At 72.9% G+C, this 25,545-nt stretch carries 24 protein-coding genes; 14 read left to right on the top strand and 10 right to left on the bottom strand.

Annotation, left to right across the window (positions count from 1 at the left end):
* Positions 1-55 precede the first annotated feature (55 nt).
* Positions 56-640 carry a TetR family transcriptional regulator gene (locus AB0K15_RS12590; protein WP_364048784.1) on the bottom strand — a complete coding sequence of 195 codons (585 nt, stop codon included), beginning with the start codon at positions 638-640 and terminating at the stop codon, positions 56-58.
* 86 nt (positions 641-726) lie between these two features.
* Here AB0K15_RS12590 and AB0K15_RS12585 point away from each other — a divergent pair, with 86 nt between their 5' ends.
* Entirely contained in the window at positions 727-1,770 is a 1,044-nt protein-coding gene (locus AB0K15_RS12585; RefSeq protein ID WP_364049003.1) for a ferrochelatase, read from the top strand.
* 114 nt (positions 1,771-1,884) lie between these two features.
* Here the strand turns inward: AB0K15_RS12585 and AB0K15_RS12580 are convergent, their stop codons facing one another.
* A complete protein-coding gene (locus tag AB0K15_RS12580) occupies positions 1,885-2,682 on the bottom strand; it encodes a hypothetical protein (protein ID WP_364048782.1) in 798 nt (265 codons plus the stop codon).
* A 100-nt stretch (positions 2,683-2,782) separates the two neighbouring features.
* On the opposite strand from AB0K15_RS12580, the gene AB0K15_RS12575 reads away from it, so the two are divergent.
* The 3 genes from AB0K15_RS12575 (at position 2,783) to mshC (ending at position 7,501) form a co-directional block, all read left to right on the top strand.
* Positions 2,783-4,180, top strand: coding sequence for an ATP-binding protein (locus AB0K15_RS12575; RefSeq protein ID WP_364048780.1), 1,398 nt, complete (start codon positions 2,783-2,785; stop codon positions 4,178-4,180).
* Entirely contained in the window at positions 4,180-6,138 is a 1,959-nt protein-coding gene (locus tag AB0K15_RS12570) for a VWA domain-containing protein (protein ID WP_364048778.1), read from the top strand. The genes AB0K15_RS12575 and AB0K15_RS12570 overlap by 1 nt, the downstream gene beginning before the upstream one ends.
* A 124-nt stretch (positions 6,139-6,262) precedes the next feature.
* Positions 6,263-7,501, top strand: a complete 1,239-nt coding sequence (mshC, locus tag AB0K15_RS12565) for a cysteine--1-D-myo-inosityl 2-amino-2-deoxy-alpha-D-glucopyranoside ligase (protein WP_364048776.1) — start codon at positions 6,263-6,265, stop codon at positions 7,499-7,501.
* Positions 7,502-7,692: 191 nt separating this feature from the next.
* On the opposite strand, the gene AB0K15_RS12560 is transcribed toward mshC, so the two are convergent.
* Both AB0K15_RS12560 and AB0K15_RS12555 read right to left on the bottom strand, forming a co-directional pair.
* Positions 7,693-9,318, bottom strand: a complete 1,626-nt coding sequence (locus tag AB0K15_RS12560) for an ABC-F family ATP-binding cassette domain-containing protein (protein WP_364048774.1) — start codon at positions 9,316-9,318, stop codon at positions 7,693-7,695.
* 153 nt (positions 9,319-9,471) lie between these two features.
* Positions 9,472-9,957: a MarR family transcriptional regulator gene (locus AB0K15_RS12555; RefSeq protein WP_364048772.1), complete on the bottom strand. Its 486-nt coding sequence runs from the start codon at positions 9,955-9,957 to the stop codon at positions 9,472-9,474.
* 156 nt (positions 9,958-10,113) lie between these two features.
* Between AB0K15_RS12555 and AB0K15_RS12550 the strand changes: the two genes are divergently transcribed.
* Genes AB0K15_RS12550 through AB0K15_RS12535 form a run of 4 tightly spaced genes read left to right on the top strand, consistent with a single transcriptional unit; the run spans position 10,114 to position 13,710 of the window.
* Entirely contained in the window at positions 10,114-10,701 is a 588-nt protein-coding gene (locus AB0K15_RS12550; protein WP_364048770.1) for a helix-turn-helix domain-containing protein, read from the top strand.
* Positions 10,698-11,972 (top strand): MFS transporter, encoded by a 1,275-nt coding sequence (locus tag AB0K15_RS12545; RefSeq protein WP_364048768.1) that lies wholly within the window; start codon positions 10,698-10,700, stop codon positions 11,970-11,972. The genes AB0K15_RS12550 and AB0K15_RS12545 overlap by 4 nt, the downstream gene beginning before the upstream one ends.
* Positions 11,936-12,766 (top strand): metallophosphoesterase, encoded by an 831-nt coding sequence (locus AB0K15_RS12540; protein WP_364048766.1) that lies wholly within the window; start codon positions 11,936-11,938, stop codon positions 12,764-12,766. Before AB0K15_RS12545 ends, AB0K15_RS12540 begins: the two co-directional genes overlap by 37 nt.
* On the top strand, positions 12,763-13,710 hold the full coding sequence (locus AB0K15_RS12535) for a phosphotriesterase (protein ID WP_364048764.1): 948 nt from the start codon (positions 12,763-12,765) through the stop codon (positions 13,708-13,710). The genes AB0K15_RS12540 and AB0K15_RS12535 overlap by 4 nt, the downstream gene beginning before the upstream one ends.
* Before the next feature lie 68 nt (positions 13,711-13,778).
* Here the strand turns inward: AB0K15_RS12535 and AB0K15_RS12530 are convergent, their stop codons facing one another.
* Positions 13,779-14,693 (bottom strand): PAC2 family protein, encoded by a 915-nt coding sequence (locus AB0K15_RS12530; protein ID WP_220240795.1) that lies wholly within the window; start codon positions 14,691-14,693, stop codon positions 13,779-13,781.
* Between the two features lie 341 nt (positions 14,694-15,034).
* Between AB0K15_RS12530 and AB0K15_RS12525 the strand changes: the two genes are divergently transcribed.
* The 4 genes from AB0K15_RS12525 (at position 15,035) to AB0K15_RS12510 (ending at position 17,738) form a co-directional block, all read left to right on the top strand.
* Positions 15,035-15,721: an HAD family phosphatase gene (locus AB0K15_RS12525; RefSeq protein ID WP_364048762.1), complete on the top strand. Its 687-nt coding sequence runs from the start codon at positions 15,035-15,037 to the stop codon at positions 15,719-15,721.
* A 65-nt stretch (positions 15,722-15,786) separates the two neighbouring features.
* Complete coding sequence (locus AB0K15_RS12520; protein ID WP_184778231.1) at positions 15,787-16,050, top strand: phosphoribosyl-ATP diphosphatase; 264 nt, start codon at positions 15,787-15,789, stop codon at positions 16,048-16,050.
* Positions 16,051-16,085: 35 nt separating this feature from the next.
* A complete protein-coding gene (gene hisG, locus AB0K15_RS12515) occupies positions 16,086-16,931 on the top strand; it encodes an ATP phosphoribosyltransferase (protein WP_364048760.1) in 846 nt (281 codons plus the stop codon).
* A 138-nt stretch (positions 16,932-17,069) separates the two neighbouring features.
* A complete protein-coding gene (locus AB0K15_RS12510; RefSeq protein ID WP_364048758.1) occupies positions 17,070-17,738 on the top strand; it encodes a YdcF family protein in 669 nt (222 codons plus the stop codon).
* Here the strand turns inward: AB0K15_RS12510 and AB0K15_RS12505 are convergent.
* The 3 genes from AB0K15_RS12505 to AB0K15_RS12495 form a co-directional block, all read right to left on the bottom strand.
* A complete protein-coding gene (locus AB0K15_RS12505) occupies positions 17,707-18,642 on the bottom strand; it encodes a ParA family protein (RefSeq protein ID WP_364048756.1) in 936 nt (311 codons plus the stop codon). The genes AB0K15_RS12510 and AB0K15_RS12505 overlap by 32 nt on opposite strands.
* Before the next feature lie 63 nt (positions 18,643-18,705).
* Positions 18,706-19,497 carry a thioesterase family protein gene (locus AB0K15_RS12500; RefSeq protein ID WP_364048754.1) on the bottom strand — a complete coding sequence of 264 codons (792 nt, stop codon included), beginning with the start codon at positions 19,495-19,497 and terminating at the stop codon, positions 18,706-18,708.
* On the bottom strand, positions 19,497-20,390 hold the full coding sequence (locus AB0K15_RS12495) for a RecB family exonuclease (protein WP_364048752.1): 894 nt from the start codon (positions 20,388-20,390) through the stop codon (positions 19,497-19,499). Before AB0K15_RS12495 ends, AB0K15_RS12500 begins: the two co-directional genes overlap by 1 nt.
* Positions 20,391-21,686: 1,296 nt before the next feature.
* Between AB0K15_RS12495 and AB0K15_RS12490 the strand changes: the two genes are divergently transcribed.
* Positions 21,687-22,844, top strand: a complete 1,158-nt coding sequence (locus AB0K15_RS12490) for a M50 family metallopeptidase (RefSeq protein ID WP_364048750.1) — start codon at positions 21,687-21,689, stop codon at positions 22,842-22,844.
* An 81-nt stretch (positions 22,845-22,925) separates the two neighbouring features.
* Positions 22,926-23,756, top strand: a complete 831-nt coding sequence (locus tag AB0K15_RS12485) for a tRNA (adenine-N1)-methyltransferase (protein WP_360601557.1) — start codon at positions 22,926-22,928, stop codon at positions 23,754-23,756.
* A gap of 10 nt (positions 23,757-23,766) precedes the next feature.
* Here the strand turns inward: AB0K15_RS12485 and AB0K15_RS12480 are convergent, their stop codons facing one another.
* Both AB0K15_RS12480 and AB0K15_RS12475 read right to left on the bottom strand, forming a co-directional pair.
* Positions 23,767-24,219: a hypothetical protein gene (locus tag AB0K15_RS12480; RefSeq protein ID WP_364048748.1), complete on the bottom strand. Its 453-nt coding sequence runs from the start codon at positions 24,217-24,219 to the stop codon at positions 23,767-23,769.
* Positions 24,220-24,229: 10 nt separating this feature from the next.
* Entirely contained in the window at positions 24,230-25,243 is a 1,014-nt protein-coding gene (locus AB0K15_RS12475; RefSeq protein ID WP_364048746.1) for a hypothetical protein, read from the bottom strand.
* Between the last annotated feature and the right edge of the window lie 302 nt (positions 25,244-25,545).

Below are 25,545 nucleotides of genomic sequence, written 5' to 3'. Positions count from 1 at the left end.
TTCGTGCTGCCTCGGCACTGATGCCGGGGTGGGCGGCGGGTTGCGGTGGGCGGGGTCAGCGGCGGGCGAGTGCGGCGACGGCGATGTCGGCCACTGCCGTCATGGCCGGGAGTTCCGCGCCGCGGCGCGACATCAGCCGAAGTCCGCTCACCGTGCTGTGCACGAACTCCGCGATGTCGCGCGGCTCCCGGTCGCGGGTGATGCTGCCGTCGGCCTGGCCGAGGCGGGCGCACTCGGCGAGGGACGCGAGGTGTGCGGCGGTGTCGGCCTCCACGCGCGCCGTGATCTCGGGGTCGGCGGTGCCGAACTCGGCGACGGTGTTCACCACCAGGCAGCCGCGGCGGCCGTGGGTGAGCTCGTCGTCGATCACCGATGTCAGCAGCCGGTGGATCGCGTCGAGGCCGTCGTCGGCCTCTTCCAGCACGGCGGCCCGGTTGCGGACGCCGAGCCGGATGTAGTGCTCGAGCGCGCGCCGGAACAGGATTTCCTTGCTGGTGAAGGTGTTGTACACGCTGCTGCGGCCGAGTCCGGTGGCGGCGCAGAGGTCCTGCGTCGAGGTCGCCTCGTAGCCGCGGGCCCAGAAGGCGTTCATGGCGCCTTCGAGGGCTTCGGTCTCGTCGAACTCGCGTGGCCTGGGCATGACGACACCGTGCCAGGTTTTGGATAGGTCAGTACACAATGAGCCCGCTCCGTCGTGGGCGCCGCCACAGGGGCAAGATGGACACCGTGGGTTACGACGCGTTGTTATGGCTTTCGTTCGGCGGCCCGGAGGGGCCCGACGAGGTGATGCCGTTCCTGGAGAACGTCACCCGGGGCCGCGGGGTGCCGCGCGAGCGGCTGCTCGAGGTCGCCGAGCACTACCAGCACTTCGGCGGGGTGTCGCCGATCAACCGGCTCAACCGCGCGGCCATCGCGGCAGTCGGGAAGCGGCTCGCGGCCGAGGGGATCGACCTGCCGGTGTACTTCGGCAACCGCAACTGGCAGCCCATGGTGGAGGACACCGTGGCGCGGATGAAGGCCGATGGCGTGCAGCGCGTGCTCGCGTTCCCCACCAGCGCCTACGGCGGTTACTCCGCGTGCCGGCAGTACGACGAGGACATCCTGCGCGCCCGTGAAGCCGTGGGCCCCGAGGCGCCGGAGATCGTGAAGCTGCGCCAGTTCTTCGACCACCCGCTGTTCGTCTCCGCGATCGCCGACGCGGTGCGCGCCGCTCACACGCGCCTCGGCGACCGGGCCGGCACGCGCACGGTTTTCACCGCGCACTCCGTGCCGCTGAGCGCCGACGCCGCCTCCGGCCCGCCCGCCGAAGGGGGCCGGCGCTACTCCCGCCAGATCGCCGAAGCCGCGCGGCTCGTGGCCGCCGAGGCGGGCATCGCGGAGTACGACGTGGTCTGGCAGTCGCGGTCGGGGCCGCCGCAGGTGCCGTGGCTGGAGCCGGACATCGTCGACCACCTCGACGCGCTGCACGAGCAGGGCGTCGAGTCCGTGGTGGTCAGCCCGATCGGCTTCGTCTCGGATCACCTCGAGGTGATCTGGGACCTCGACAACGAAGCCGCCGAGCGCGCCGCCGAACACGGCATGGCCTTCGCCCGAGCCGCGACGCCCGACGTGGACCCGCGGTTCGCCGAGCTGGTGGTGGAACTGGTGCGGGAGCACGTTTCCGGCGCCCCGGCCCGCAAGCTCTCGCCCTTCCCGACGGACGGCTGCTCGGTCAACGGCGCGCCCTGCTCGGTCGGGTGCTGCGAGCCCGCCAAGCGTCCCGCCCGCTGAACCGAGAAGAGCCCGCGTCGTCCGGGAAACCGGGCAACGCGGGCAAAAGTGCCCTGTTCGCTCTCGGCTGAGGCCGACGCGGGCGTGTTCGCCGTCAGCTGAGCGCCGAGAAGCTCACGGCTGCCGGTCGGCCTGCTCCGCGAACACTCGCACCGTTTCGTTGACCGACGCGGTCCGAGCCGTGCGCACCGCATCCGACAACGGCCGCAACGCTTCGGCCCGCCGGCTCGCCGCCGAGGCGGACAGCGCGCCACCCGGGTCGTCGGTGCGCGCGATGGCCAGGATCGCCGAAATCTCCTCCGCGCGCTGCAGCACGCGCAGCGCCCGCGCGGGCGTGCCGGCCGGCCAGTCGACCTGCGGCCGGGACCGCAGGTGAGCTGAGAGCTCGGCGCGCACGCCGGGGCGGTCGCTCGCCACGTCCAGCGCCTGCAACGCACCCGCGCTGGCGCGGATCGCGTCCGTGAGGCCGTGTTCGGCGTCGGGCAGCGACTGGTACTCCAGCGGAACCGGGGTGGGCACCGAGTAGACCGTCCAGCGCATCAGGCCTTCCGCGATCGGCTCCGGCACGAGGCCGAAGCCGAGCTCGGTCAGCACCACCGCGTCACCGCACCGCAATGCCGCTTCGGCGAACGGGCCGCCTCCGCCGAGACCGCGGACGTCGCCGGGCACGGGGAGCACGAGCTGGGCCATCTTCACGCCCTGCGCGCGCAGCGCCATGAGGAGCTGGACCGGAGTGGCGGCGCGGTGGAACGCCAGCGGGAGCTCGAAGGCTTCGGCGGCGGGGGCGTCGGCCGCGACGACATCGTGCGCTTCGCCCCAGGCAGCGAGGGCGTCGAGCACATCGTCGGAAGCCGCGGCTCCGTTGAGCCACGCGGAGGACCAGACGGCGAGGGTCGCACTGGGACGGCACACGACGCCCTATTTTACCGGTAGCCCGCACTTCGTGGACGATCGCCCACGCTGGAGTCGCTCCACGTCGACGTAGGCCGAAACGGTAAGTAGCGTCGATGCGGTGACCGTTGTCCCAGACTCACTTCCCCGTACCGCGGGCGAGCTCCGCGCCGCCGCGTACACCCCGCGCCCCATCGCGCAGGAGATCCACGACAACCTGCTGACCGCGCTCCGTGAAGGCCGCGACGCGTGGCCCGGCATCGTCGGTTTCTCCCGCACTGTCCTGCCGCAGCTCGAGCGCGCGCTGCTCGCCGGCCACGACGTCGTCCTGCTCGGCGAACGAGGCCAGGGCAAGACCCGCCTGCTGCGCACCCTCGCCGGCCTGCTCGACGAGTGGACCCCCGTCATCGAGGGCTCCGAGCTCGGTGAGCACCCCCTCGACCCCATCACCCCCGCCTCGATCCGCCGCGCGGCGGAGCTCGGCGACGACCTGCCCGTGGCGTGGCGCCACCGCAGCGAGCGCTACACCGAGAAGCTCGCGACGCCGGACACGTCCGTCGGTGACCTCATCGGCGACGTCGACCCGGTGAAGGTGGCCGAGGGCCGCAGCCTCGGTGACCCGGAGACGATCCACTTCGGGCTCGTCCCGCGCGCCCACCGCGGCATCGTGGCGATCAACGAGCTGCCCGACCTCGCCGAGCGCATCCAGGTCGCGCTGCTCAACGTGATGGAGGAGCGCGACATCCAGGTCCGCGGCTACACGTTGCGGCTGCCGCTGGACGTGCTGCTCGTCGCCACCGCGAACCCGGAGGACTACACCAACCGCGGCCGCATCATCACGCCGCTGAAGGACCGCTTCGGCGCGGAGATCCGCACGCACTACCCGCTCGACGTCGACGCCGAAGTCGCCGTGGTGCGCCAGGAGGCGCACCTCGTGGCCGAGGTCGGCGAGCCGCTGCTGGAGGTGCTGGCCCGGTTCGTGCGCAACCTGCGCGAGTCGCCGGTGATCGACCAGCGGTCCGGCGTGTCGGCCCGCTTCGCCGTGGCCGCCGCCGAAACCGTCGCCGCCGCGGCGCTGCGCCGTTCGGCGCTCACGGGGGAGGACCCGGCCGTCGCGCGGCCGGTCGACCTCGAAGCGGTGCCCGCCGTGCTGCGCGGCAAGATCGAGTTCGAACCGGGCGAGGAGGGCCGCGAGGTCGAGCACCTCGTGCACCTGATGCGCCGGGCCGTGGCCGAAACCGCGCGGGAGCGCTTCGCCGGGCTGGACCTGCGTCCGCTGTCCGACGCCGTCGCCGACGGCCACCTCGTGGCCACCGGCGAGCGCGTGCCGGCCCGGGACGTGCTCGCCGCCCTGCCGGAGCTGCCGGTGCTGCACGAGGTCGCCCAGCGTGCCGGGGTGTCCTCCGACGAGCCGGCCGGTCGCATCGCGGCCGCGGTGGAGCTGGCACTGGAGTCGCTGTTCCTCGCCAGGCGGCTGGCGAAGGACTCCGACGAGAACACCACGGTGTACGGCCAGTAATGCCGCTCATTCCGGAGGGGTACTCCTACGGCCCGTGGCACGACGGGCCGGATCCGCTGGCGCCGCCGGCGGACCTGCGCGACGCGCTCGACGAGATCGGCCGCGACGTGATGGCCGGCGCGTCGCCGCGCTCGGCGCTGGAGGAGCTGCTGCGCCGCGGCACCGAGCGCACGTCGGGGCTCGACGAGCTCACGCGGCGGCTGTGGCAGCGCCGTTCGGAGATCCAGCGCCGCCACCGGCTCGACGGCACGCTGCAGGAGGTGCAGCAGCTGCTGAGCGAGGCGCTGACCGCCGAGCGCCGCGAGCTGTTCCCGGACCCGGACGACGAGGCGCGCTTCCGCGAGGCGCAGCTCGACGCCCTCCCGCCGGGCACCGCCGCGGCCGTGCGCGAGCTGAGCGAGTACGACTGGCGCTCGTCCGAAGGACGGCAGAAGTACGAGCAGATCCGCGACCTGCTCGGCCGCGAGGCGCTCGACGCGCGGTTCCAGGGCATGAAGCAGGCGCTGCAGAACGCCGGGCCGGAGGACGTCGAGCAGGTCAACCAGATGCTGTCCGACCTCAATGCGCTGCTGCAGGCCCACGCGCAAGGCGCCGACGACATCGACGAGCGGTTCGCGGAGTTCATGAACCGCCACGGCGAGTTCTTCCCGGAGAACCCGCGCAACGTCGAGGAGCTGATCGACGCGCTGGCCTCGCGCGCGGCCGCCGCGCAGCGGATGCTGAACTCGATGTCGGCCGAGCAGCGTGCCGAGCTGGCGGAGCTGTCGCAGCAGGCCTTCGGCGACCCGCGCATCGCGCAGCAGCTGTCCGCTTTGGACGCGGCGCTGCAGGCGCTGCGGCCGGGTGAGGACTGGGCGGGCTCGGAGCGCTTCCGCGGCCAGGACCCGCTGGGCCTCGGCGAGGGCGCGCAGGCGATGCAGGACCTCGCGGAGCTCGACGGGCTGGCCGAGCAGCTGGGCCAGGCCTACCCGGGCGCGCGGCTCGAGGACATCGACATGGACGCGCTGCAGCGCCAGCTGGGGCCCGATGCCGGTGTCGACGCGCGGCGACTGTCCGAACTGGAGCGTGAGCTGCGCCGGCAGGGCCTGTTCGAACGCGCGGCCGACGGCACGCTCCGCCTGTCGCCCAAGGCGTTGCGGCGCCTGGGCGAGACGGCACTGTCCGATGTGGTCAATTCGCTGCGTGGCAAGACCGGTGAGCGGGAGACCGAGTCCGCCGGTGCCGCGGGTGAGCCCACGGGCTCGAGCCGCCCGTGGCGGTTCGGGGACATGCAGCCGTGGGACGTGCCGCGCACGGTCCGCAACGCGGTGCTGCGCTCGACGTCGCTCGGCTCGCGCGCGGTGACGCTCGACGTCGAGGACGTGGAGGTCATCGAGACCGAACACCGCTCGCGCGCGGCCGTGGCGCTGCTGGTGGACACGTCGTGGTCGATGGTGCAGGAGGACCGCTGGCTGCCGATGAAGCGCACCGCGCTCGCGCTGCACCAGCTGATCAGCACCCGCTTCCGCAACGACGCGCTGCAGCTGATCACCTTCGGCCGCTACGCGATGAAGGTGGACCTGCCGGAGCTGGTGGGCCTGGAGGGCACGTGGGAGCAGGGCACCAACGCCCACCACGCGCTGCTGCTGGCCGGCCAGCACCTGCGCCGCCACCCCGACGCGCAGCCCGTGGTGCTGATGGTCACCGACGGCGAGCCGACCGCCCACCTCGAACCCGACGGTGAAGCGGTGTTCGACTACCCGCCGGACCCGCGCACTATCTACAAGACACTGTCCGAAGTGGACCGGATCGCCAAGATGGGCGCCTCGGTCACGGTCTTCCGCCTCGGGGAGGACCCACGGCTCGAAGCGTTCGTGGACACCATCGCTCGCCGCTCCGGCGGCCGCGTGGTGGCCCCTGACCTGGACGGCCTCGGCGCCGCCGTGGTCGGCGACTACCTGCGCAACCGAAGGGATTGACCTGGCTCTGGCTCCGCTGGAAGCACACCACACGAGATCGCGCCGGCGGAGCTGGACCAAGGTCACAACGTTCGATTTCTCACCGGGTGGGAAAGCGGACGTCTGTCCCGTTTACAGTCGAGGTATGCAGACTTGGTCCTCCGTCGACGTGCCCCGGTTGCCGGGCACGCCCCGCCCGCTTCGGCTCCACGACACGTCGACCGGGCAGATCCGCCCGACGGCTCCGGGTCCCACCGCCCGGATGTACGTCTGCGGCATCACGCCCTACGACGCCACGCACCTCGGCCACGCGGCGACGTACCTGGCGTTCGACCTGGTCAACCGCATCTGGCGGGACAACGGACACGAGGTCCACTACGTGCAGAACGTGACCGACATCGACGACCCGCTGCTGGAGCGCGCCGAGCGTGACTCCGACGACTGGGTGGTGCTCGCGATGCGCGAGACGGCGCTGTTCCGCGAGGACATGGAGGCGCTGCGCGTGCTGCCGCCGCGGCAGTTCGTGAGCGTGGTGGAGGCGATCCCGGAGATCGTGGAGGTCGTGGCGAAGCTGCTGGCCAACGGCAGCGCCTACCGGGCGGACGACCCGGAGTACCCGGACGTGTACTTCGACCACGCGGCGAGCGGCCGGTTCGGCTACGAGTCGCGCTACGACGAAGAGACGATGGCGAAGTTCTTCGCCGAGCGTGGGGGCGACCCCGACCGCGTGGGCAAGCGGCACCCGCTCGACGCGCTGCTGTGGCGGGTCGCGCGGGAGGGCGAGCCGTCGTGGGAGTCGGAGCTGGGCGCCGGGCGGCCGGGCTGGCACATCGAGTGCAGCGCGATCTCGGTGAACCGGCTCGGGTTCGGGTTCGACCTGCAGGGCGGTGGTTCGGACCTGCGGTTCCCGCACCACGAGTACAGCGCGGCGCACGCCGAGGCCGTGGCGGGGGAGCACCCGTTCGCGCGCCACTACGTGCACGCCGGGATGATCGGCCTCGACGGCGAGAAGATGTCCAAGTCGCGCGGGAACCTGGTGTTCGTCTCCCGGCTGCGCGCCGACGGCGTGGACCCCTCTGCCATCCGGCTCGCCCTGTTCGCCGGCCACTACCGCGACGACCGGCCCTGGACCGACGCGCTGCTGACCGAGGCGCAGGAACGCCTGGCCCGCTGGCGCGAAGCCGTGGCGCTCCCCGCGGGCCCCGACGCGACGGACACCCTCGCCCGCCTGCGCGACCGTCTCTCCGACGACCTCGACACCCCCCAGGCCCTGACCGCCATCGACGCTTGGGCCGAGGCCGCCCTGCGCCGCGACGGGACGCACTCGACCTCGCCGGGCCTCGTCCGCTCCGCGGTCGATGCCCTGCTCGGTCTCGAGCTGTAATTCGGCCCCGGCTTCGCCGGGGCGTGCGAGATCGCCGGGGAGCCGGCGTCTCGCCCAAGCGGTCTGATCGGCCGGGGCCGATCGCACCGCTCGGGCGAGACGCCGGCGCGATCTCGCGCCGTGGTCGCCGGAGGAGGGGTCGCTTGGCCCTCGAGCGTGCGGGTCGGGGTGGGCGGTGGCTGTATAACGTCCTATACGGTGGCGGGTTGGGTCGCCGTCAGGGCGAGGTGGTCACCGTGCCAATGGCGGCGCAGCCAGCGATCATGAGAGGCAATGACGACGGCGCCCGGGGCGTCGTCCAGTGCGGCGAAGAGCTCCTCGGCGAGGGTCAGCGAGGTGTGGTTGGTCGGCTCGTCGAGGAGCAGCACGTCCGGCGGATCCGCCAGCAGGACGGCGAGCGCGAGGCGCCGGCGCTGGCCGACCGACAGTTCGCCGACGGGCCGGCCGAGGTCCCGCGAGGACAGCAAGCCCAAGCGGGACAGCGGCGGCGCGTCGTCCCCGAGCGCGGCGCGGTAGACCTCGTGGGCCACGCGCTCCGGATCGGGGAACTCCACGTCCTGCTCCAGCAACCCCACCCGCAGCCCGGGTCCGAAGTGGACGGATCCGCCCGCGGGGGCGAGCCGGCCGGCCAGCACCGACAGGAGCGTGGACTTGCCCGCGCCGTTGCCACCGGTCACGAGCAGCCGCGCCGTGCCGCTCACGTCGAGCCGGTCGAGGGTCAGCCGGCCCGGCACGTCCAGGCCCCGCACCGAGATCGCCGGTCCTTCGCCTGACGCCGCGGCCGTGAGGCGCGCGCGGAACCGCAGCGGCGCCGGGGGTTTGCGAACCTGGTCGTGTTCGAGCTCGTCGAGCCGCAGCTGCGCGTTGCGGACCCGGCGGGACACCTGCTTCTGCACCCGCCCTCCCTTGAAGTTGTAGAGGTTCTTGTCGCCGTCGGGCTGCGCGCGGTTGTGCGCGACCCGCCGCGCCGTGACCGTGACCGAGTCCCGCAGCTCCTTCAGCTCGTCCTGCTCCTCGGCGTAGCGCTGCTCCCAGCGCGCGCGTTCGGCCCGCTTCTGGTCGAGGTAGTCGCTGTAGGTGCCGCCGTAGCGCGTCGCCCCGCCCACGAGCCGGTCGGCCGGCGCCGGGTCGAGGTCGACGATGTCGGTGCACACAGCGTCGAGAAACACGCGATCGTGCGAGGACAGCACGACGATGCCGGACAGCTCCGCGAGGTGGTGCTCCAGGAACTCCATCGCGGCGTCGTCGAGGTGGTTGGTCGGCTCGTCGAGCAGCATCGTGGCGGGACGGCGGATCAGCAGTGCCGCCAGCCCGAGCCGGGACCGCTGCCCGCCCGACATCTCGCCGAGACGCCGGTCGCGCCCGAGCGCGCCGAGACCCAGCCCGTCGCACACCAGCTCGGCGCGGCGGTCGGCGTCCCAGAGGTCGTGGGCCTGGGCCCACTCCAGGAGCTTCCCGTACTCGTCGAGCACGCCCGCGTCGTCGGGCCGGTCGGTCATCGCGACGGTGAGCGTGTCGAGCCGCGCGGCCGCCGAACGGATGTCGGCCAGCGCGTGGTCGAGGACGTCGCCGAAGGCCGCCGACGCCGGGAACGGCAGCTCCTGCAGCAGGAAACCGACGTCGCCGCCGCGGACGATCTCGCCCGAGCGTGGCTGTTCGAGGCCCGCGAGCAGGCGCAGCAGCGTGGACTTGCCGGTGCCGTTCTCGCCGACGAGCCCGAGTCGGCGCCCGGCCGACGCGGTGAGGGAGACGCCGTCGAGGACGGTCCTGGCGCCGTAGCCGAACACGACGTCGGTGGCTTTGAGGGACAAAGACATGGGGGATCACCGGCCCTGGTGGGAAAGCGGGTTCCCCGACGGGACTCGTGGCTCGCGGGAGCGGTGCTCGACCGGGAGCTGCCTCGGTGCGGGAAAGGGCTGGGCTCAGCTGTCCATGATGGGAAGAGGTTAACGCAACACCAGTAGGATTAGTCAACCCCGAATTTCGCGGGGCTGCCGCGCGGCCTCGTCGACCTGCTGGGTGGCCAGGTCGGCGGCCGTCTCGCCGTCGGTCAGGAACGACACCAGGGCGGTGAGCTGACGGCGGTCGAACGCGGCCAGGCGCTCGCCGAAACGCTGGGCGAGCGGGGCGTAGAGCTCGGTCAGCTCCGCCATGCGATCGGGCAGCGCCCGCACGCGCAGCCGCCGGCGGTCGGCGGGGTCGGGTGCGCGTTCCACGAGCCGGGCGCGCTCCATCCGGTCGAGCATCCGCGTGAACGCGCCGGTGGTCATGCCGAGCAGCCGCGCCAGCTCCGTGGGCGAGTCGGTGGCGCCGCTGTGCACGAGCTGCAGGCAGTGCAGCTCGGCCGGGGTCACGCCGAGCCGGTCGGCGACCGCGGTGTGGAAGCGGACCGTGGCGCTGACGAACCGGGGGAGCGCCAGTGCGGCGGCGGTGGCGAGTTCTCGCTGGTGGGGCAACAGACCGTCCTCGGCGCGGGAGTGGCTGGCGGAGACAACGACTGCACGGAGCAGTAACTGTCCGTGATGGTAGCGAAGCCCGTTGACAGCAGGTCGGGCGGCTGCAACTCTGAAAGGACAATTTCGAAAGAAACCTTTCAGATATCCGGAGGACCGATGGCCGAGCTGCCGCCGCGCAAACGCGTCGACGACGCCGAGCTGCTGCGGGCGCTGGCGCACCCGCTGCGGTCGGCGCTGCTGCACCACCTGATGGCCGTCGGGCCCCGCACGGCCAGCGAATGCGCCGAAGCCGTCGGCTCCACCGCGTCCAACTGCAGCTGGCACCTGCGCCGGCTCGCGCAGCACGGGCTGGTGGAACGCGCCGACGCCACCGACGGGCGCGAGCGGCCGTGGCGCGCCCTGCAGGTCGGCCTCGACCTCGGCGACCTGGGGGAGGACCCGGCGCTCAACCGGGCGCAGCTGGCCGTGGTGGGCACGCAGCTCGCGGAGGAACAGGACCTCACGCGCCGCTACCTGGACTCCCTCGAAAGGCTCGACCCGGCCTGGCGCGCGGTCGGTGGCTTCAGCTCGTACACGCTGCAGGTCACGCCGGCGGAGCTCGACCGGCTGCTGCAGGCGGTCGACGCGCTGGTCCGCCCGTACGTCGGTGCCATCCGCGAAGACGCGCCGGAAGACGCGCTGCCGGTGCACGTCGGCCTGCGGGCGTTCCTGCGGCTCGGGCCGGACGGGGAGCCGGTGTCGTGAGACAGCTGCTGGGCGTGCCCGCGTTCGTGCGGCTCTGGCTGGCCGCGTTCTTCGGCGAGTCCGCCGAGTGGATGCTGCAGGTCGCGCTGCCGGTGTTCCTCTTCGCGACCACCGGCTCGGCCGCGACGACGGCGCTGAGCGTGGTGCTCGGCCTGCTGCCGGCGGTGCTGCTGAGCCCGGTCGCCGGGGTCGTCGCGGACCGGTGGGACCGCCGGGTCGTGCTCGCCGTGGTGTGCGTCGGCCAGGCGGCGGTCGCGTTGCCGCTGCTCGCCGGCGACGGCATCCCCGTCGCGCTCGTGTACCTGGTGATGGCCGCCCAGGCCGGGCTGGCGTCGGTCTTCGAACCGGCGCGCAACGCGCTGGTGCCGGAGCTGGTCGGCGTCGCCGAGGTGACCGGGGCCAACGGCCTGATGAGTGTCAACGGCAGCGTCGCCCGGCTCGCGGGCGGCTGGGCCGGCGGAGCGCTGCTCGGCTGGGGCGGGCTGGACCGCGTGGTGCTCGGCTACCTCGGGGCGCTGGCCTTCGCGGCGGTGCTGCTCGCGCGCCCGTTCCCGGGGCCGGTGGCATCGCGCGTCCGTCAGCCTCGCCGGGAGCCCGTCGTCGCCGCGTGGCTGGCCGGGCTGCGGGAGCTCACGCGGGACCCGCGGCTGCGGGCCACGGGGATCGCGATGGTGCTCGTGTCCGTGGCCCAGGGGATGTTCCTGGTGCTGTTCGTGGTCTTCGTGCTGGACGTGCTCGGCGGCAGCGAGGCCGACGCGGGCCTGCTGCGCGGCGTGCAGGCGATCGGCGGGCTGGCGGCGGGCTTCGCCGTGGCGACGCTCGCGCGGCGCGTGGCGGGTGCTTCGCTGCTCGCGTGGGGCTCGCTGGCGACCGGGCTGGTGTCGGCGCTGATCTGGAACGCGGCGGCCTTCACGACGGCGCTCGGGCTCTACGTGGGCCTGTTCGCGGCGGCCGGCGGCCCCGCGGTGCTCACCGGTGCCGGACTCCTGGCGCACGTCCAGAGCGTCGCGGCTCCGGAGCGTGCTGGCCGGGTGCTGAGCACGGTCTTCGCCGTGGTCGCGGCGGCCCAGGCCGCCGGGTCGCTGCTCGCCGGGGCGCTGGTGGCCGTGACCGGCCCGGCGCTGCTGCTCGACGTGCAGGCGGGCGTCTACGTCGTGGCCGGGCTGGTGCTGCTGGGGTGGCGTAAGGGGCGGTTCTGGCGATCTGCCGGTCGGGAACTGGCTACGGTGGAGGAGTGCCGTCTCTCTTCGCCACCAGCGACCTCCACGTGACCCACGAGGGCAACGGGCCGATCCTCGACCGCGTCGTGCCGGATTCGCCGGAAGACTGGCTGCTCGTGGTCGGTGACGTCGCCGAACGCTCGTCCGTCATCCGCGACACGCTGGCCACCCTGCGCGAACGGTTCGCCAAGGTCGTGTGGGTGCCGGGCAACCACGAGCTGTGGACCACGCCGAAGGACGAGTCGCAGCTGCGCGGCCAGGCCCGCTACGAGTTCCTCGTGGAGCAGTGCCGCGAGATCGACGTGCTGACCCCCGAGGACGAGTTCCCCGTGTGGGAGCACGGCGCCGAGCCGCTGACGATCGCGCCGCTGTTCGTGCTCTACGACTACAGCTGGCGCACCCCGGCCGCCGAGGGCAAGACGATCGAGGAGGCGCTCGCGCAGGCACGCGAGGCGGGCGTGGTCTGCACGGACGAGTACTTCCTGCACCCCGACCCGTTCCCGAGCCGCCAGGCCTGGTGCGCCGAGCGCCTGAAGGTCAGCACCGACCGTCTCGACGCCGTCCCGGCGGAGCACGGCACGATCCTCGTGTCGCACTGGCCGCTGCACCGCCACCCGACCGCGCCGCTGCACTACCCGGACTTCGCGCTGTGGTGCGGCACCACGGAGACCGAGGACTGGCACCTGCGCTACCGCGCCGAGCTCGCCGTGTACGGCCACCTGCACATCCCGCGCACGACGTCGGCCGACGGCGTGCGGTTCGAGGAAGTCTCGCTCGGCTACCCGCGTGAGTGGAGCCGGCGCGCCCGCGGGGCCGTGCCGCTGCGGAAGCTGCTGACCGCGTGACCGGGGAACCCCGGGTCCGCACCGTCCTCGGCGACGTCACGCCCTCGTCGCTCGAGGTGTGCGACGCCCACGACCACCTGTTCTTCGCCTCCCGGCAGCTCGCCGGGCAGGAGCTCGACGACGCGGCGGCCGCCGAGGCCGAGCTGCGCGCGTTCGCGGCCGCGGGCGGGCGCACGGTCGTGCAGTGGACGCCGTTCGGCCTGAACCGCCGCGCGGCCGACCTCGCCGCGCTGTCGCAGGCGACCGGCGTGCACGTCGTCGCCGCGACGGGCTTCCACCGCGCCGAGCACTACCCGGCCGAGGTCCTCGACCGCGTCTCCGACCGGCTGGCCGAGATCTTCGTGGCCGACCTGCTCGCCGGCATCCCGGCCGGCGACGACCCGGACGCCGAGCGCACCGGCCCTCGCGCGGGCCTGATCAAGGTCGCGGGCGCGTTCCATGTCGTCGACCGGCACGCCCGCTGGACGATGGTCGCCGCCGCGCAGGCCCACCAGGAGACGGGCGCGCCGATCGCCGTGCACCTGGAGCTGGGCACTGCGGCCCGGGAGGTCGCCGACCTGCTGTGCGGCGAGCTGGCCGTGCCGCCCTCGCGCGTGATCCTGGGCCACCTCAACCGCAACCCCGACCTTCGGGTGCTGCGCGAGGTCGCCGACACCGGTGTCTTCCTGGGCTTCGACGGCCCGTCGCGCGCCAACCACGCCACCGACTGGCGCCTCACCGACCTGCTGTACGAGCTCGCGACCTCCGGGCACACCGGCCAGCTGCTCCTCGGCGGCGACACGACCACCGCCGCGGCCCGGCTGTCCTCCGGCGGCGGCCCGGGCATCCCGTACCTGCTCACGACGCTGCGGCCCCGGCTCGTCCACGCGCTGGGCGAGGACGTGGTGGAGGCGATGCTGGTCTCGAACCCGGCCCGCGCGTTCGCCGCCCGCTGGCGCCGCTGAGCCGAGCCCGGAGACGGGAAAGGCCCCCGCCGCGAGTGCGGCAGGGGCCCGTCCGGCTGGTCAGCGCGTCAGCGGAGGCCGAAGCCGCCACCCTCCTGGCCCGGCCGGCGCCGGCGCAGGTAACGCTCGAACTCGGCCGCGATCTTGTCGCCGGAGACCTCCTCCATGGTGAAGTCGGTTTCCGCGTCGCCGCGTTCCTCGAGGCTGCGGACGTACTCGCTGATCTCCTCGTCCTCGTCGGCCATCTCGCTGACGGTCCGCTGCCACTCCTCGGACTGCTCGGGCAGCGCGCCCAGCGGGATCTCGACGTCGAGCACGTCCTCGAGCTTGTGCAGCAGCGCCAGGGTCGCCTTCGGGGACGGCGGGTGCGACACGTAGTGCGGCACGGCCGCCCAGATCGACACGGCGGGGATGCCGGCCTGCACGCAGTAGTCCTGCAGCACGCCCACGATCCCGGTCGGCCCTTGGTAGTTGTTCAGCTCGAGGCGGAACCGGCTGGCGGTGTCCTTGTCGTAAGCGGTTCCGGTGACCGGGACCGGTCGCGTGTGCGCCGTGTCGGCCAGCAGCGCCCCGAGCGCGACGACGGTGTCCACGTCGAGCTGCATGATGTGCTCCAGCAGCTCCGCGCAGAACGCGCGCCAGCGCATGTTCGGCTCGGGACCCTGCACCAGCACCACGTCGCGGTCGAGCCCCTCGGGACGGCAGATGGACAGGCGCGTGGTCGGCCACTCCACCTGCCGGGTCACGCCGTCGACCATGCTGATGGTCGGCCTGCTGACCTGGAAGTCGTAGTAGTCGTCCGGCTCCAGCTCCGCCAGCGGGGTGGCGTCCCAGTTGAGCTGCAGATGCTCGATCGCGCGGCTGGCCGCGTCACCAGCGTCGTTCCAGCCTTCGAAGGCCACGACCATCAGCGGGCGCTTCGATTCCGGGCGGGCGCGATCCGGGTCTCCGGGTCGCTGGGTCTCGTCGACTGGCTCACTCACCTTCCCAGCCTACGACCCTTCGCCCGTAACCTGTGCAGCATGTCCGACCGCGCGCCGTCACCACTGCCGCCCGCGTGCGGCGGACGGGTCCCGGTGTGCGGGACACCCCGGGGAGCCGCAGCTCAGAGCCGTGTGGGCGGCGCGCGCCGCCCGCGCCCGGCGGCGCGATGAGGATGGGATACTGGAGACGATCCGGCCCGCCGTCGTGCCCGGTCCCCCCCGGTGGACGGTCCCGGGCCGCCGCCGGCGCGACGCAAGGCCACTCTTTCGGGGCGGATTCGTGCGCGTGCGCCGCGGCCGTCCGTCCCGCCACCCGCCGACGCACCGACAAGGAGAAAACCGTGACTGCACCGTCCTCTTCGGACGGACTGGGCGCCGTCCTGTGGGACATGGACGGCACGCTCGTCGATTCCGAGAAGCTCTGGGACGTCGCGCTGTACGAGTGCGCGGAAGCGCTCGGCGGCACGCTGTCGGAGGAGCAGCGGATGACGCTCGTGGGGTCCAACATGGACGCCACGGCCACCTACCTGCTGGAGGTGACCGCGCGGGAGGTCACGCCGGAGTCGGTCGCGGAGACCGGCGCGTGGATCCGCCGGCGCACGGCGGGCCTGTTCGACGACGCGCTGCCGTGGCGCCCGGGCGCGCGCGAGGCACTGGCCGCGGTGAAGTCCGCCGGCATCCCGTCGGCGCTGGTCACGTCGACCGAGCGCGCGCTGACGGAGCTGGCGCTCCAGACGATCGGCCGAGAGTTCTTCGACGTCACGGTGTGCGGGGACGAGGTCGACGGGCTCAACAAGCCCCACCCGCGGCCCTACCTGAAGGCCGCCGAGCTGCTCGGCGTGCCGCCGCAGCGGTGCGTCGCGGTGGAGGACTCGCCGCCGGGCGCGGAGTCGGCCGAGCGTGCCGGCTGCTCGGTGTTCGTGATCCCGAACGACGTGGCGGTCCCGGCCGGGCCGCGGCGGGTGTTCCGCGAGTCGCTCGCCGGGGTCGACGTGGCCGCGCTGGCCGCGTTGCTGCCGCGAGTGTGACCCCTGCGGCATCGAGGTCACCCGGGGCAGCGCCCGCCCGTGCGGGATGGAAGGATCTGCAGACCGTGAAGACCTTCGATGAGCTGTTCGCGGAGCTTGCCGAGCGCGCCCGCACCCGTCCCGACGGGTCCGGCACCGTCGTCGCCCTCGACGACGGGGTGCACGCACAGGGCAAGAAGGTGCTCGAGGAAGCAGGCGAGGTGTGGATCGCCGCCGAGCACGAGTCCGACGACCGCCTCGCGGAGGAGATCTCGCAACTGCTGTACCGGGTCCAGGTGCTCATGCTCGGCCGGGGGATCTCGACCGAGGACGTGTACCGCTACCTGTGACGCGTTCGCGCACCGGAGATCGAGGAGAGAGCGAAATGCTGCGTGTTGCCGTGCCTAACAAGGGAGCCCTCGCCGCGGCGGCGGCCGAGATGCTTTCCGAGGCGGGCTACCGCAAGCGACATGACTCGAAGGACCTGACCGTGCTCGACCCGGTCAACGAGGTCGAGTTCTTCTTCCTGCGGCCCAAGGACATCGCGATCTACGTCGGCTCCGGCGAGCTGGACCTCGGCATCACCGGCCGCGACCTCGCGCTCGACTCGGGCGCGCCGGTCGAGGAGATGCTCGCGCTCGGCTTCGGCGGGTCCACGTTCCGCTACGCCGCCCCGGCGGGCCAGGACTGGAAGCCGGCCGACCTGCAGGGCAAGCGCCTCGCGACCTCGTACCCGCGGCTCGTGCGCGAGGACCTGGCCCGCCACGGCGTCGAGGCCGAGGTGATCCGCCTCGACGGCGCCGTCGAGATCTCGATCCAGCTCGGCGTCGCCGACGCGATCGCCGACGTGGTCGAGTCCGGCCGCTCGCTGCGCCAGCACAACCTGGTGGCCTTCGGCGACCCGATCTGCGTGTCGGAAGCCGTGCTGCTGCAGCGCGCGGGCAGCGACTCGGCGAAGACGAAGAGCCAGCTGGCGGCGCGGCTGCGCGGGGTCGTGTTCGCGCAGCAGTACATGATGCTCGACTACGACTGCCCGCGCACGCTGCTGGAGCAGGCCATCGCCATCACCCCGGGCCTGGAGTCGCCGACGGTCGCCCCGCTGGCCGACGAGGACTGGGTCGCCGTGCGGGCGATGGTGCCCCGCAAGAAGGTCAACCAGATCATGGACGAACTGGCCGAGGTCGGCGCCAAGGCGATCCTCGCCTCGGACATCCGTTCCTGCCGGCTCTAGATCCCCGTTCTCTGCCCGCTCTGGCTCCGCCAGGGCGGGCAGAGTGGTCTGAACCGGCTTCCGCGCAGTGCCCACAGCCCGCGGAGTTCCTGACAGCACGAGTGATTGTCGCGGGCCAGGGTGCCCTAGAGTCACCGCATGCGGCGACGGACAGGGTGGGCGTTGGCCGGGGTGGTTGCCCTGGGCTGGGGAGAATGGCTGAACGGGCGTTGGTCGCGAGCCCTCGTGGGGCCCGGCGGCGGCGGTTCCGAGGCGGTGGTCGTGCTGGGATACCGGAATCCCCAAGCGACGGCGAACTTCGTCAACCGCTGGCGAGTGCGTGCCGGCCTTCGCTCCGTCGCCGACAGCAACGTGCGGGACACGCGCGTGATCTTCAGCGGCGGCACGACCGGCACCGGCGCTGCAGAGGCACGGTTGATGGCGGACTACGCGAAGTCCGTGCTCGGGTTCGACGGCACTGTGGTCCTCGAAGACCAGAGCGGAACGACATGGGAGAACGTCACGAACGTGATCCCGCTGCTCGAGGGCGCCGACCGCATCAAGATCGCCTCCCAGCCGGCTCACGCGCTCAAGGCCCGCGCGTACTTGCGGCGGCAGCGCCCTGATCTCGCCGAACGGCTCGTGCGCTCGGCTGACTACCGTCCCGGCGAATGGCTGATCGGCAAACCGCTGCTGGCTCTGTACGGGCTGTGGACGCTTCGCGGCCTCACCGGCGAGGAGCGGAGGATCCCGCGCCAGCCGGCCGCTGTCGCGCCGTCTCGGCGAAGCCGCGACCTCAGCGAGGACGCGTCGGGCGTTTCGGCATGAGGTCGTAGAGCTTCTTGCGGGCGCCGTTGTCGTTGGCGTTGCGGGTCATCGCGACTTCGGAGATGAAGTCCTCGAAGACGAACTCGTCGTCGGCCGGGACCTCGGTGGGGCCCGGGTTCTGGGCCAGGTAGCCGTCGAGGGTTTCGGCGATTTCGCGGAACGACAGGGCCTGCAGGGTTTCCGGCGCGTACGTGGTGACGGGCACGCCGTTGGCCGCGGCCTCGTTCATCACCACGCCGAGCGGCACGTGGGAAAGCATCGGCACGCCGAAGTTGTACATCTCCTGCAGCGCCGCGGCCGCGTAGTGGGAGATCGGGCGGCGGTAGAGCCCGGGCACGATCCCGTACCACGCGATCGGCGCGCGGCCGGTGGTCTGTTCCACGTAGCGCACCTGGTCGGCGAGCAGCCGCAGCGCGCGGATGCTCGTTTTGTCCGGCTGCACCGGCACCAGGATCCCGTGGGACGCCGCGAGTGCGTTGTTGGTGAGCACGTCGAGCGCGGGCGGGCAGTCGATGACCACGTGGTCGTAGTTCGCGAACTGGACCACGCGCGCGAGCTGCCAGCCCGGCACCCGGAACGAGTCCAGCCGGCGGATCAGGTCGAACATGCCCGGCGACGTCGGGATCACGTCGAATGCGCCGCCGCGGCCGAGGTTGCTGCGCGGGTGTGGCACCGCGAGCTCCTCGATCGGGCCCTTCCAGAGCTTCGTGAGCGCCTTCGCGAGCGTGGGTGCGTCACCGGACACCTCGGCCAGGCCGAGCATCTCGGTGGTGGCGTGCCCCTGCGGGTCGAGGTCGATCAGCAGCACACGCCGGCCGCGTTCGGCCAGCGCCGCGGCCGCGCCCACGCTGAGTGAGGTCTTGCCGACCCCGCCTTTCTGGTTGACCACCGAGGTGATCTGCATGCCGGAGCGCTCCCTTGTCGGTCGTTCCGCGAAGGTTATTGGATCCCGGGCGCGGGCGCGCGGTTATCCGCCCCCGGCCTGTCGCGGCCGGACGAGCAGAGCCTGGGCACCGACGCCGACCGGACCGGAGCCGTCGTGCAGGGTACTCGTGGCGGTGCCGACGCCGTGCGGCCCGACCAGGGTCACGGCGTCGAGCCCGATCCACTCGCCCTCCGGCGCCCGGCGCAGGTGGACCGTGAGCTCCGAGTTGATGAACCACCAGTCGTCGCTGGGCAGGAAGTGGGACACGCCGTTGGCCGAGTCCGCGACCGCGAACAGCCGCTGCAGCGCGGTGGGCTCCTCGCCGTCGACGAGCGGGATCCGCTGCCGGCCCCACACCGCGGCCGGGCCCGGCGCCGTGATGCTGCCCCGCACGGCCCGCCACTCGACGGCGTTGAGGTAACCGCCGCGCCAGTCGGCGGGGAACGTCGTCTCAGTGCCGGCCTCCGCCGGCGGCAGCAGGGGACCGGCGTCGGTCGCGACGCCCGTGGTCTCGGTGGTCGCGATCCGCCACGCGCTGGCCCGCGCGATCAGCCTGCCGCCCGCGGACAGCTCCGACTGCAGCAGCTCGACCGACCGGCCCGGCCGCTCGATCCACGACCGCTGGTCCAGCTCCGCGACGGGCGCCGGCCCGAGGATCTCGACGGTGACGCGCGCGATCAGCGCCGGGTGCGGCGCTTCGAGCCGTTCCAGCCCGCGCGCGAGCAACGCCGACGGCGGCCCGAAATGTTGCGCGCCGGGGGCCCAGGGGCCGCTGGTGTGCTCGGTCGCGGCGTACCGCTCCCCGCCGAGCGGGACGTAGAACGCGTCGGCCATCAGTCGGCCCGGTCCAGTGCGGTCTCTTCGCCCGCGTCGGGTTCCGGCCAGCCGGGGTACTCCGGCGGGGTGCCGCCGAACTCCGGGCAGTGCGCCTGGTGGTCGCACCACGAGCAGAGCTTGCCGGGGTTGGGCCGAAAGTCGCCGGTCTTGCCCGCCTTGAGGATCGCCTGCCAGATGGCTTCGAGCGTGCGCTCGAAGCGGACCAGTTCGGCCTCGTCGGGCGTGTAGGCGAGCGACTGGCCGTCGGTGAGGTACATCAGCTTCAGCTGCCGCGGCACGATGCCGCGCAGCCGCCACAGCACCACGGCGTAGAACTTCATCTGGAACATCGCCTTGGCCTCGCCGATCTCCCGCGGCGCGGCACCGGTCTTGTAGTCCACCACGCGGATCTCGCCCGTGGGCGCCACGTCCACACGGTCGATGTACCCGCGCAGCAGCACCCCCGAGCCCAGCTCGATCTCCACGTGCAGCTCACACGCCTCCGGCTCCAGCCGGCGCGGATCTTCCAGCTCGAAGTACGCGTCGAGCAGCTTCTCCGCCGACGCCAGCCACTTGTCGGTTTCGCCCGCCTCCGCGTCCGTGAACAGCTCCGTCCACTCCGGACTCGCGGCCGACAGCTCCGCCCACGTGGGCGCCAGCAGATCCTTCGCCCGCGGCGCCACGCGCTCACCCGCGGGCAGGCCGAACAGCCGTTCCAGCACGGCGTGCACGAGCGTCCCGCGCACCTGGGCCTTCGTGGGCACCTCGGGCAGCCGGTCGACCGCCCGGAATCGGTAGAGGAGCGGACACTGTTTGAAATCGCTGGCACGCGACGGCGACAGCGCCGGCCGCCTGCGGACGGGCGCGTCACCGGATCCCGGCGGGTTGGTGACCGTAGCGGTGTCGGGCATGGCCAGAGCGTAACGCCGGGCACCGACAGAATCTTTGGCCCCGGCTTCGCCGGGGCGGCGAGATCGCCTGGGAGCCGGCGTGTGGACGAAGCGGTCGGATCGGCCGGGGCCGATCGCACCGCTCCATCCACACGCCGGCGCGATCTCGCGGCTGGGTCGCCTTTGCCTGGGTGAGGACGGGTGGGGAGGGTGCGGCCGCGAGGTGGTCGCCGAGGTCGAGGTGGCTAGGAGTGATCGGGTCGGTTGTGTCCGCGGCCCCGCGACCGAGTCCGACACGCCGGGCCTCACGCCCGACGTGCGCTACGTGGGGCTACAGGGCCAAGTTCGACACGCCCGACTGCTATCAAGTCCGCTGTGCGAGCGCAGGGGCCAGGTCCGACGCGCCCGGCGCCGCGAGCACGTCCGCCGTGCGGGCGCAGGGGGCAAGGTCCGACACGCCTGGTGCCGCGAGCAAGTCCACCGCGCGGGCGCAAGGGGCCAGATCCGACACGCCCGGCTCCGCGCCCGACGCGGGGCTACAGGGCCAAGTTCGCCACGCCCGGCCCCCTATCAAGTCCGCTGTGCGAGCGGAGGGGGGCCAGGTCCGACACGCCTGGCCTCGCGCCTGAGCGCGATACGCGGGGCTACAGGGCCAAGTTCGACACGCCCGGCCCCCTATCAAGTCCGCTGTGCGAGCGCAGACGCCAGGTCCGACACGCCTGGCCCTGCGCCTGAGTGCGCTACGCGGGCCAGAGGGTGAAGTCCGCCGGCCCGGTCCCACGAGCAAGTCCGCCGTGCGAGCGCAGGGGCCAGGTCCGACATGCCTGGCCTCGCGCCTGAGTGCGCCACGCGGGACCAGAGGCCCAAATTCGACACGCCCGGCCCCGCACCCGACGTGCGCTACTCGGGGCAACCCGACCAAGTCTGTTGCGCCCGGCTCCGCTACCAAATGCGCCACGCGGAGCACAGAACGAGTTCGCTGTGGCCGGCCCCGAGACCGAGTCAGCCGCCCGGACCACCGGGCGAGGTCCGACACGCCCGGCGCCGCGAGCAAAGTCCGACACGTCCGGTGTCGCCGCCGAGCCGGCGCTCCCGGCCCCAGACCAATCGCGCATTCTCACCCAACTCACCCCGCGGCGGCGACCCACCAGCGAGATCGTGCCGGCTGCCGGACGGATCGGTGTGATCGGCCGCCGGGCCGGTCCGACCGTCCCCGTCCGGAAGCCGGCTCGAAGGCGATCTCGCACGCCACGCCGAAGGCGGGGCAAAAGATCCAGATCACCCGCTTCCCACACCCCGGCCTCTACCCTTGCCCGCATGGCCGCGACCCGACAGCACGGTGCCGGGCCGTCCCGGCGCGCCACGCCCGGCGACGGCGGGCTGCTGCTGTTCCGGGTGGCCGGGGTGCCGGTGCTGCTGTCGCCGTCGTGGTGGATCGGGTCCTTGATCATCGTGGTGCTTTACGCGCCGCTGGTGGGGCGGTTGCTGCCGGACGCCTCGACGCCCACGTCGTGGCTGCTGGCGGCCGCGTTCGCGGTGCTGCTGGGGCTGTCGGTGCTCGCGCACGAGCTGGGGCACTGCCTGGTGGCGCTGCGGTTGGGGATTCCCGTGCGCCGGCTGCGGCTGTTCCTGCTCGGCGGGCTGTCCGAGGTCGCGCGCACGCCGCGCCGGCCCGGGCAGGAGGGGCTGGTGGCCGCGGCCGGGCCGGCGGTCTCGCTGGTGCTGGGCGGGTTCTGTGCCCTGCTGATGCTCGCCGTACCGCCCGACGGAGCCGTGTGGCTGCTGGTCGCGGAGTGCGCCGTCGCGAACTTCGCGGTGGGCGTGTTCAACCTGCTGCCCGGGTTGCCGCTGGACGGCGGCCGCCTCGTGCGGGCCGGCGTCTGGGCCGCGACGGGGCTGCGCGCCAAGGGCACGCGCGCCGCCGTGGCCGGGGGTGCGGTGGTCGCGACCGGCCTGATCGTGTGGGCGCTGTGGGGCCTGGCGACCCAGAGCGAGGACCGCTGGCTGCGGCTCGGCGTCTGCGTGGTCACGGCGTGGTTCGTGATCCTGGGCGCCCGCGGAGAGCTCGCGGCCGAGGCGCGGCGCAGCTGGCCGGACGGCCTCGAGCTGACCGCGCTGGTCCGCCCCGTCCTGCAGCTGCCCGCCGAAAGCCCGGTGTCCGACGCGCTGGCCGCCTCGGCCGGGCGCGGGGTCGTCCTCGTGCGCGCCGACGGGGTCGCGGCGGGCCTGCTCGACGAGCAGGCCGCCGAGCAGCTGGCCTCGACCCACCCGCACGCCCCGGCGGAGCTCGCGGCCGAGCCGATCCGCGCCGAGACGGTGCTGCTGGCCTCGGAGCCGGGGGAGGAGATCGCCGAACGCGTGCGCGAAACCCCCGCGTGGCAGTTCCTCGTGGTCGACGACGAGGGCCGCCCCGCCGGCGTGCTGCGCCGCGAAGACCTCCGGGCCGCGCTCGTGCGCGGCCGCCACGCTCACTGAGAGTGCACCCGACCGGCGACCCGCGCGGACGACCTGCGAGGATCTGACGCCAGCGTTTCGCGTGTGAGGTGGAGGAAGAAGTTGTCGGTCAGCGGACCGTTTCGCGCAGGAGACCGGGTTCAGTTGACGGACTCGAAGGGCCGGCACTACACCCTCACACTCGCCGAGGGCGGGGAGTACCACACCCACCGCGGCGCGCTCGCGCACGACGAGCTGATCGGGCTCCCCGAGGGCTCCGTGGTCACCTCGGCCGGCGGCAGCAACTACCTCGCACTGCGGCCCCTGCTGCCGGACTACGTGCTCTCCATGCCGCGCGGCGCCCAGGTGATCTACCCCAAGGACGCGTCGCAGATCGTGATGTGGGGCGACATCTTCCCGGGCGCGCGCGTGCTCGAAGCCGGCGCCGGCTCGGGCGCGCTGACGCTCTCGCTGCTGCGCGCCGTCGGCCCGGCCGGGCACGTGTCCTCGTACGAGATCCGCGACGACCACGCTGAGCACGCCGAGCGCAACGTCGTGAAGTTCTTCGGCGAGAAGCCGGACAACTGGACGCTCACCGTCGCCGACCTGGCCACGCACACCGGTGAGGTCGACCGGGTCGTGCTCGACATGCTCGCGCCGTGGGATCAGCTGCCGAACGTCGCCGCGCACCTCGTGCCCGGCGGCGTGCTCACGGTCTATGTGGCGACCGTCACACAGCTCTCCCGTGTGACGGAGTCGTTGCGGGAGCAGCAGTGCTGGACCGAACCGGAGTCGTGGGAGACGCTGATGCGCCCGTGGCACGTGGTCGGCCTGGCGGTGCGGCCGGACCACCGGATGGTGGCGCACACGGCGTTCCTGCTCACCGCGCGCCGGCTCGCCGATGGCACGGTGTCCCCGCGCGTGTCACGCCGGCCCGCCAAGGGCAAAGGCTGAGCGGCCCGGGCTAGCCCGGCACGCACCACCGGCCGTTTTCCCGGTGCATCGGGAACGGCGTGTCCTTGCGCCCGCCCGCGCCTTCCACGTGCACGGTGACGCCGGCCGAATCGCCGGCCACGTCCGGCGGCCCGGCGAGGGTCACGGTGAGCGGTCCCGCCGCGTCCCACTCGGCCTGCAAATCGGCCAGCGCCCGGGAAGTCTGCGGTTCGCACGTGAGCCGGCCGAACTCCGTGGCGTCGCCACGCTTGATGGCGTCGACGATGGCGTTGGCGAGCACGTTGGTCGCGGCGACGTCCGCGTCGCTCGCGGGTGGGGAAGACGCGGGGGCGCTCGCCGGCGGTGCCGACGGGGCGGGCGGTGGCGCCGAGGGCCCGGCCGGTGCGACCAGCACCAGGCCGAGCACCGCACCGGCCACGAGAGCGCCGAGCACGACGAGCCCGGCGGTGAGTCTGCCACTCACCGCCGGGGTCTCACTGCTTGTCCGCCTGGGCGTCGACCAGGCACCAGACGCCGGCCTCGCGCTTCGAGGTCATCGTCCCGTTGGCCGTCCTCGTGCCCTGCGTGGCCTTGTACCGCACGGACGCAGTGTCGCCGTTCTCCTGTGCGGCGCCCGTGAGCTGGACGTCGGTCTTCGGGATGTCCACGGCGCCGCCGTTGTAGAGGCTGCGGCACGCCAGCCCGGCCAGCGCCGAGCCGTCGCCGCTGCTGAAGTCGGCCGCGGCGGCCTGGAACAGCTCCTGCGCGCTCTGCGTGCCACCCGGCGCCGGCGCGTCGGTGCCGCCCGACGAGCCGGTGGACGGGGTCGAGCTGCGGGGGAGGCTCGGGGTGCCGGTGGTCGGCGCGCCGCCACCCTGGCTGGTCACGGCCGGAGGCGCGGGCGGGGCCGCGGTGTCGGTTTTGTCCTTGTCGTCACCCGAAAGCCCGATGACGAGACCGATCGCGGCACCCACCACGACCACCACGCCGACGGCGATCCCGACGATCAGGCCGGTCTTCTTTTTCTTCGGAGGCTGCTCGGTGTAGCTGCCGAACGACTGATAACCACCCGGTTGGCCGTACTGATCGCCGAAACCGCCCTGCTGGTAGCCCTCCGGCTGCCCGAACTGCTGCGTTCCGCCCTGCTGGTACGGATCTTGCTGCCCGTACTGCTGAGGCCCGCCCTGCTGCTGGTAGGGATCTTGCTGCCCGAACCCCGGCGGCTGGGAGTACGGATCTTGCTGCCCGAAGGGCGGGGGCTGCTGCGCCGGGTACGCCGGCTGCTGCTGCGGACCGGACTGCGGGTATCCGCTCTGCGGCGGCCAGGTGCCCGGCTGCTGCCCGCCGTAGGGCTGCCCGCCGGGGTAGCCGGGCTGCTGCTGGGGGCCGGACGGGGGCTGACCTGGGCCCTGCTGGGACTGTCCGTAGGGATTCGGCTGCTGCCCGTAACCTCCGTAGCCACCGCCCTGCTGGCCGTGACCACCGGGCTGCTGCGGCGGGTAGGTCATGTGTGGTGCCCCCTAGCGTTCCTTCGCGTGCCGACCTGGCCACCGGGTGAGGTGAACCCCGGGGGATGCTAGCCAGGCCGCCCGGGATCCGTGCGCTCAGGCCGGAATCCGGCGAAACCAGGGTTGGTGGCGGGGTCCGCGGGGTACCTGCACCGTGCTCGCTTTCGCCTGGTGGAACACGGCGTGACGGCCTCCGGTGTCCGGGCACCGAATCGGCCGCTTGCGCATCCGTGACGACCGTGCTGAGCGGGTGCGGAAATCGCGACGCGCCGATCTTGTGATGCGGAAAGGCCTTTTCTTGT

The organism is Amycolatopsis sp. NPDC049253, assembly GCF_040678995.1.
Taxonomy (GTDB): domain Bacteria; phylum Actinomycetota; class Actinomycetes; order Mycobacteriales; family Pseudonocardiaceae; genus Amycolatopsis.
Note: the sequence above shows the minus strand (reverse complement) of the source record. Positions and strands in the feature narration are given on the sequence as shown.

Coding starts and splice junctions, on each gene's coding strand:
- AB0K15_RS12505 (WP_364048756.1), bottom strand. CDS start 18,642: ATGCAGATCACCTCGGTGGTCAACCAGAAAGGCGGGGTCGGCAAGACC.
- AB0K15_RS12490 (WP_364048750.1), top strand. CDS start 21,687: ATGGCCGCGACCCGACAGCACGGTGCCGGGCCGTCCCGGCGCGCCACG.
- AB0K15_RS12510 (WP_364048758.1), top strand. CDS start 17,070: ATGCGGCGACGGACAGGGTGGGCGTTGGCCGGGGTGGTTGCCCTGGGC.
- AB0K15_RS12475 (WP_364048746.1), bottom strand. CDS start 25,243: ATGACCTACCCGCCGCAGCAGCCCGGTGGTCACGGCCAGCAGGGCGGT.
- AB0K15_RS12550 (WP_364048770.1), top strand. CDS start 10,114: ATGGCCGAGCTGCCGCCGCGCAAACGCGTCGACGACGCCGAGCTGCTG.
- AB0K15_RS12560 (WP_364048774.1), bottom strand. CDS start 9,318: ATGTCTTTGTCCCTCAAAGCCACCGACGTCGTGTTCGGCTACGGCGCC.
- mshC (WP_364048776.1), top strand. CDS start 6,263: ATGCAGACTTGGTCCTCCGTCGACGTGCCCCGGTTGCCGGGCACGCCC.
- AB0K15_RS12590 (WP_364048784.1), bottom strand. CDS start 640: ATGCCCAGGCCACGCGAGTTCGACGAGACCGAAGCCCTCGAAGGCGCC.
- AB0K15_RS12570 (WP_364048778.1), top strand. CDS start 4,180: ATGCCGCTCATTCCGGAGGGGTACTCCTACGGCCCGTGGCACGACGGG.
- AB0K15_RS12495 (WP_364048752.1), bottom strand. CDS start 20,390: ATGCCCGACACCGCTACGGTCACCAACCCGCCGGGATCCGGTGACGCG.
- AB0K15_RS12500 (WP_364048754.1), bottom strand. CDS start 19,497: ATGGCCGACGCGTTCTACGTCCCGCTCGGCGGGGAGCGGTACGCCGCG.
- hisG (WP_364048760.1), top strand. CDS start 16,086: ATGCTGCGTGTTGCCGTGCCTAACAAGGGAGCCCTCGCCGCGGCGGCG.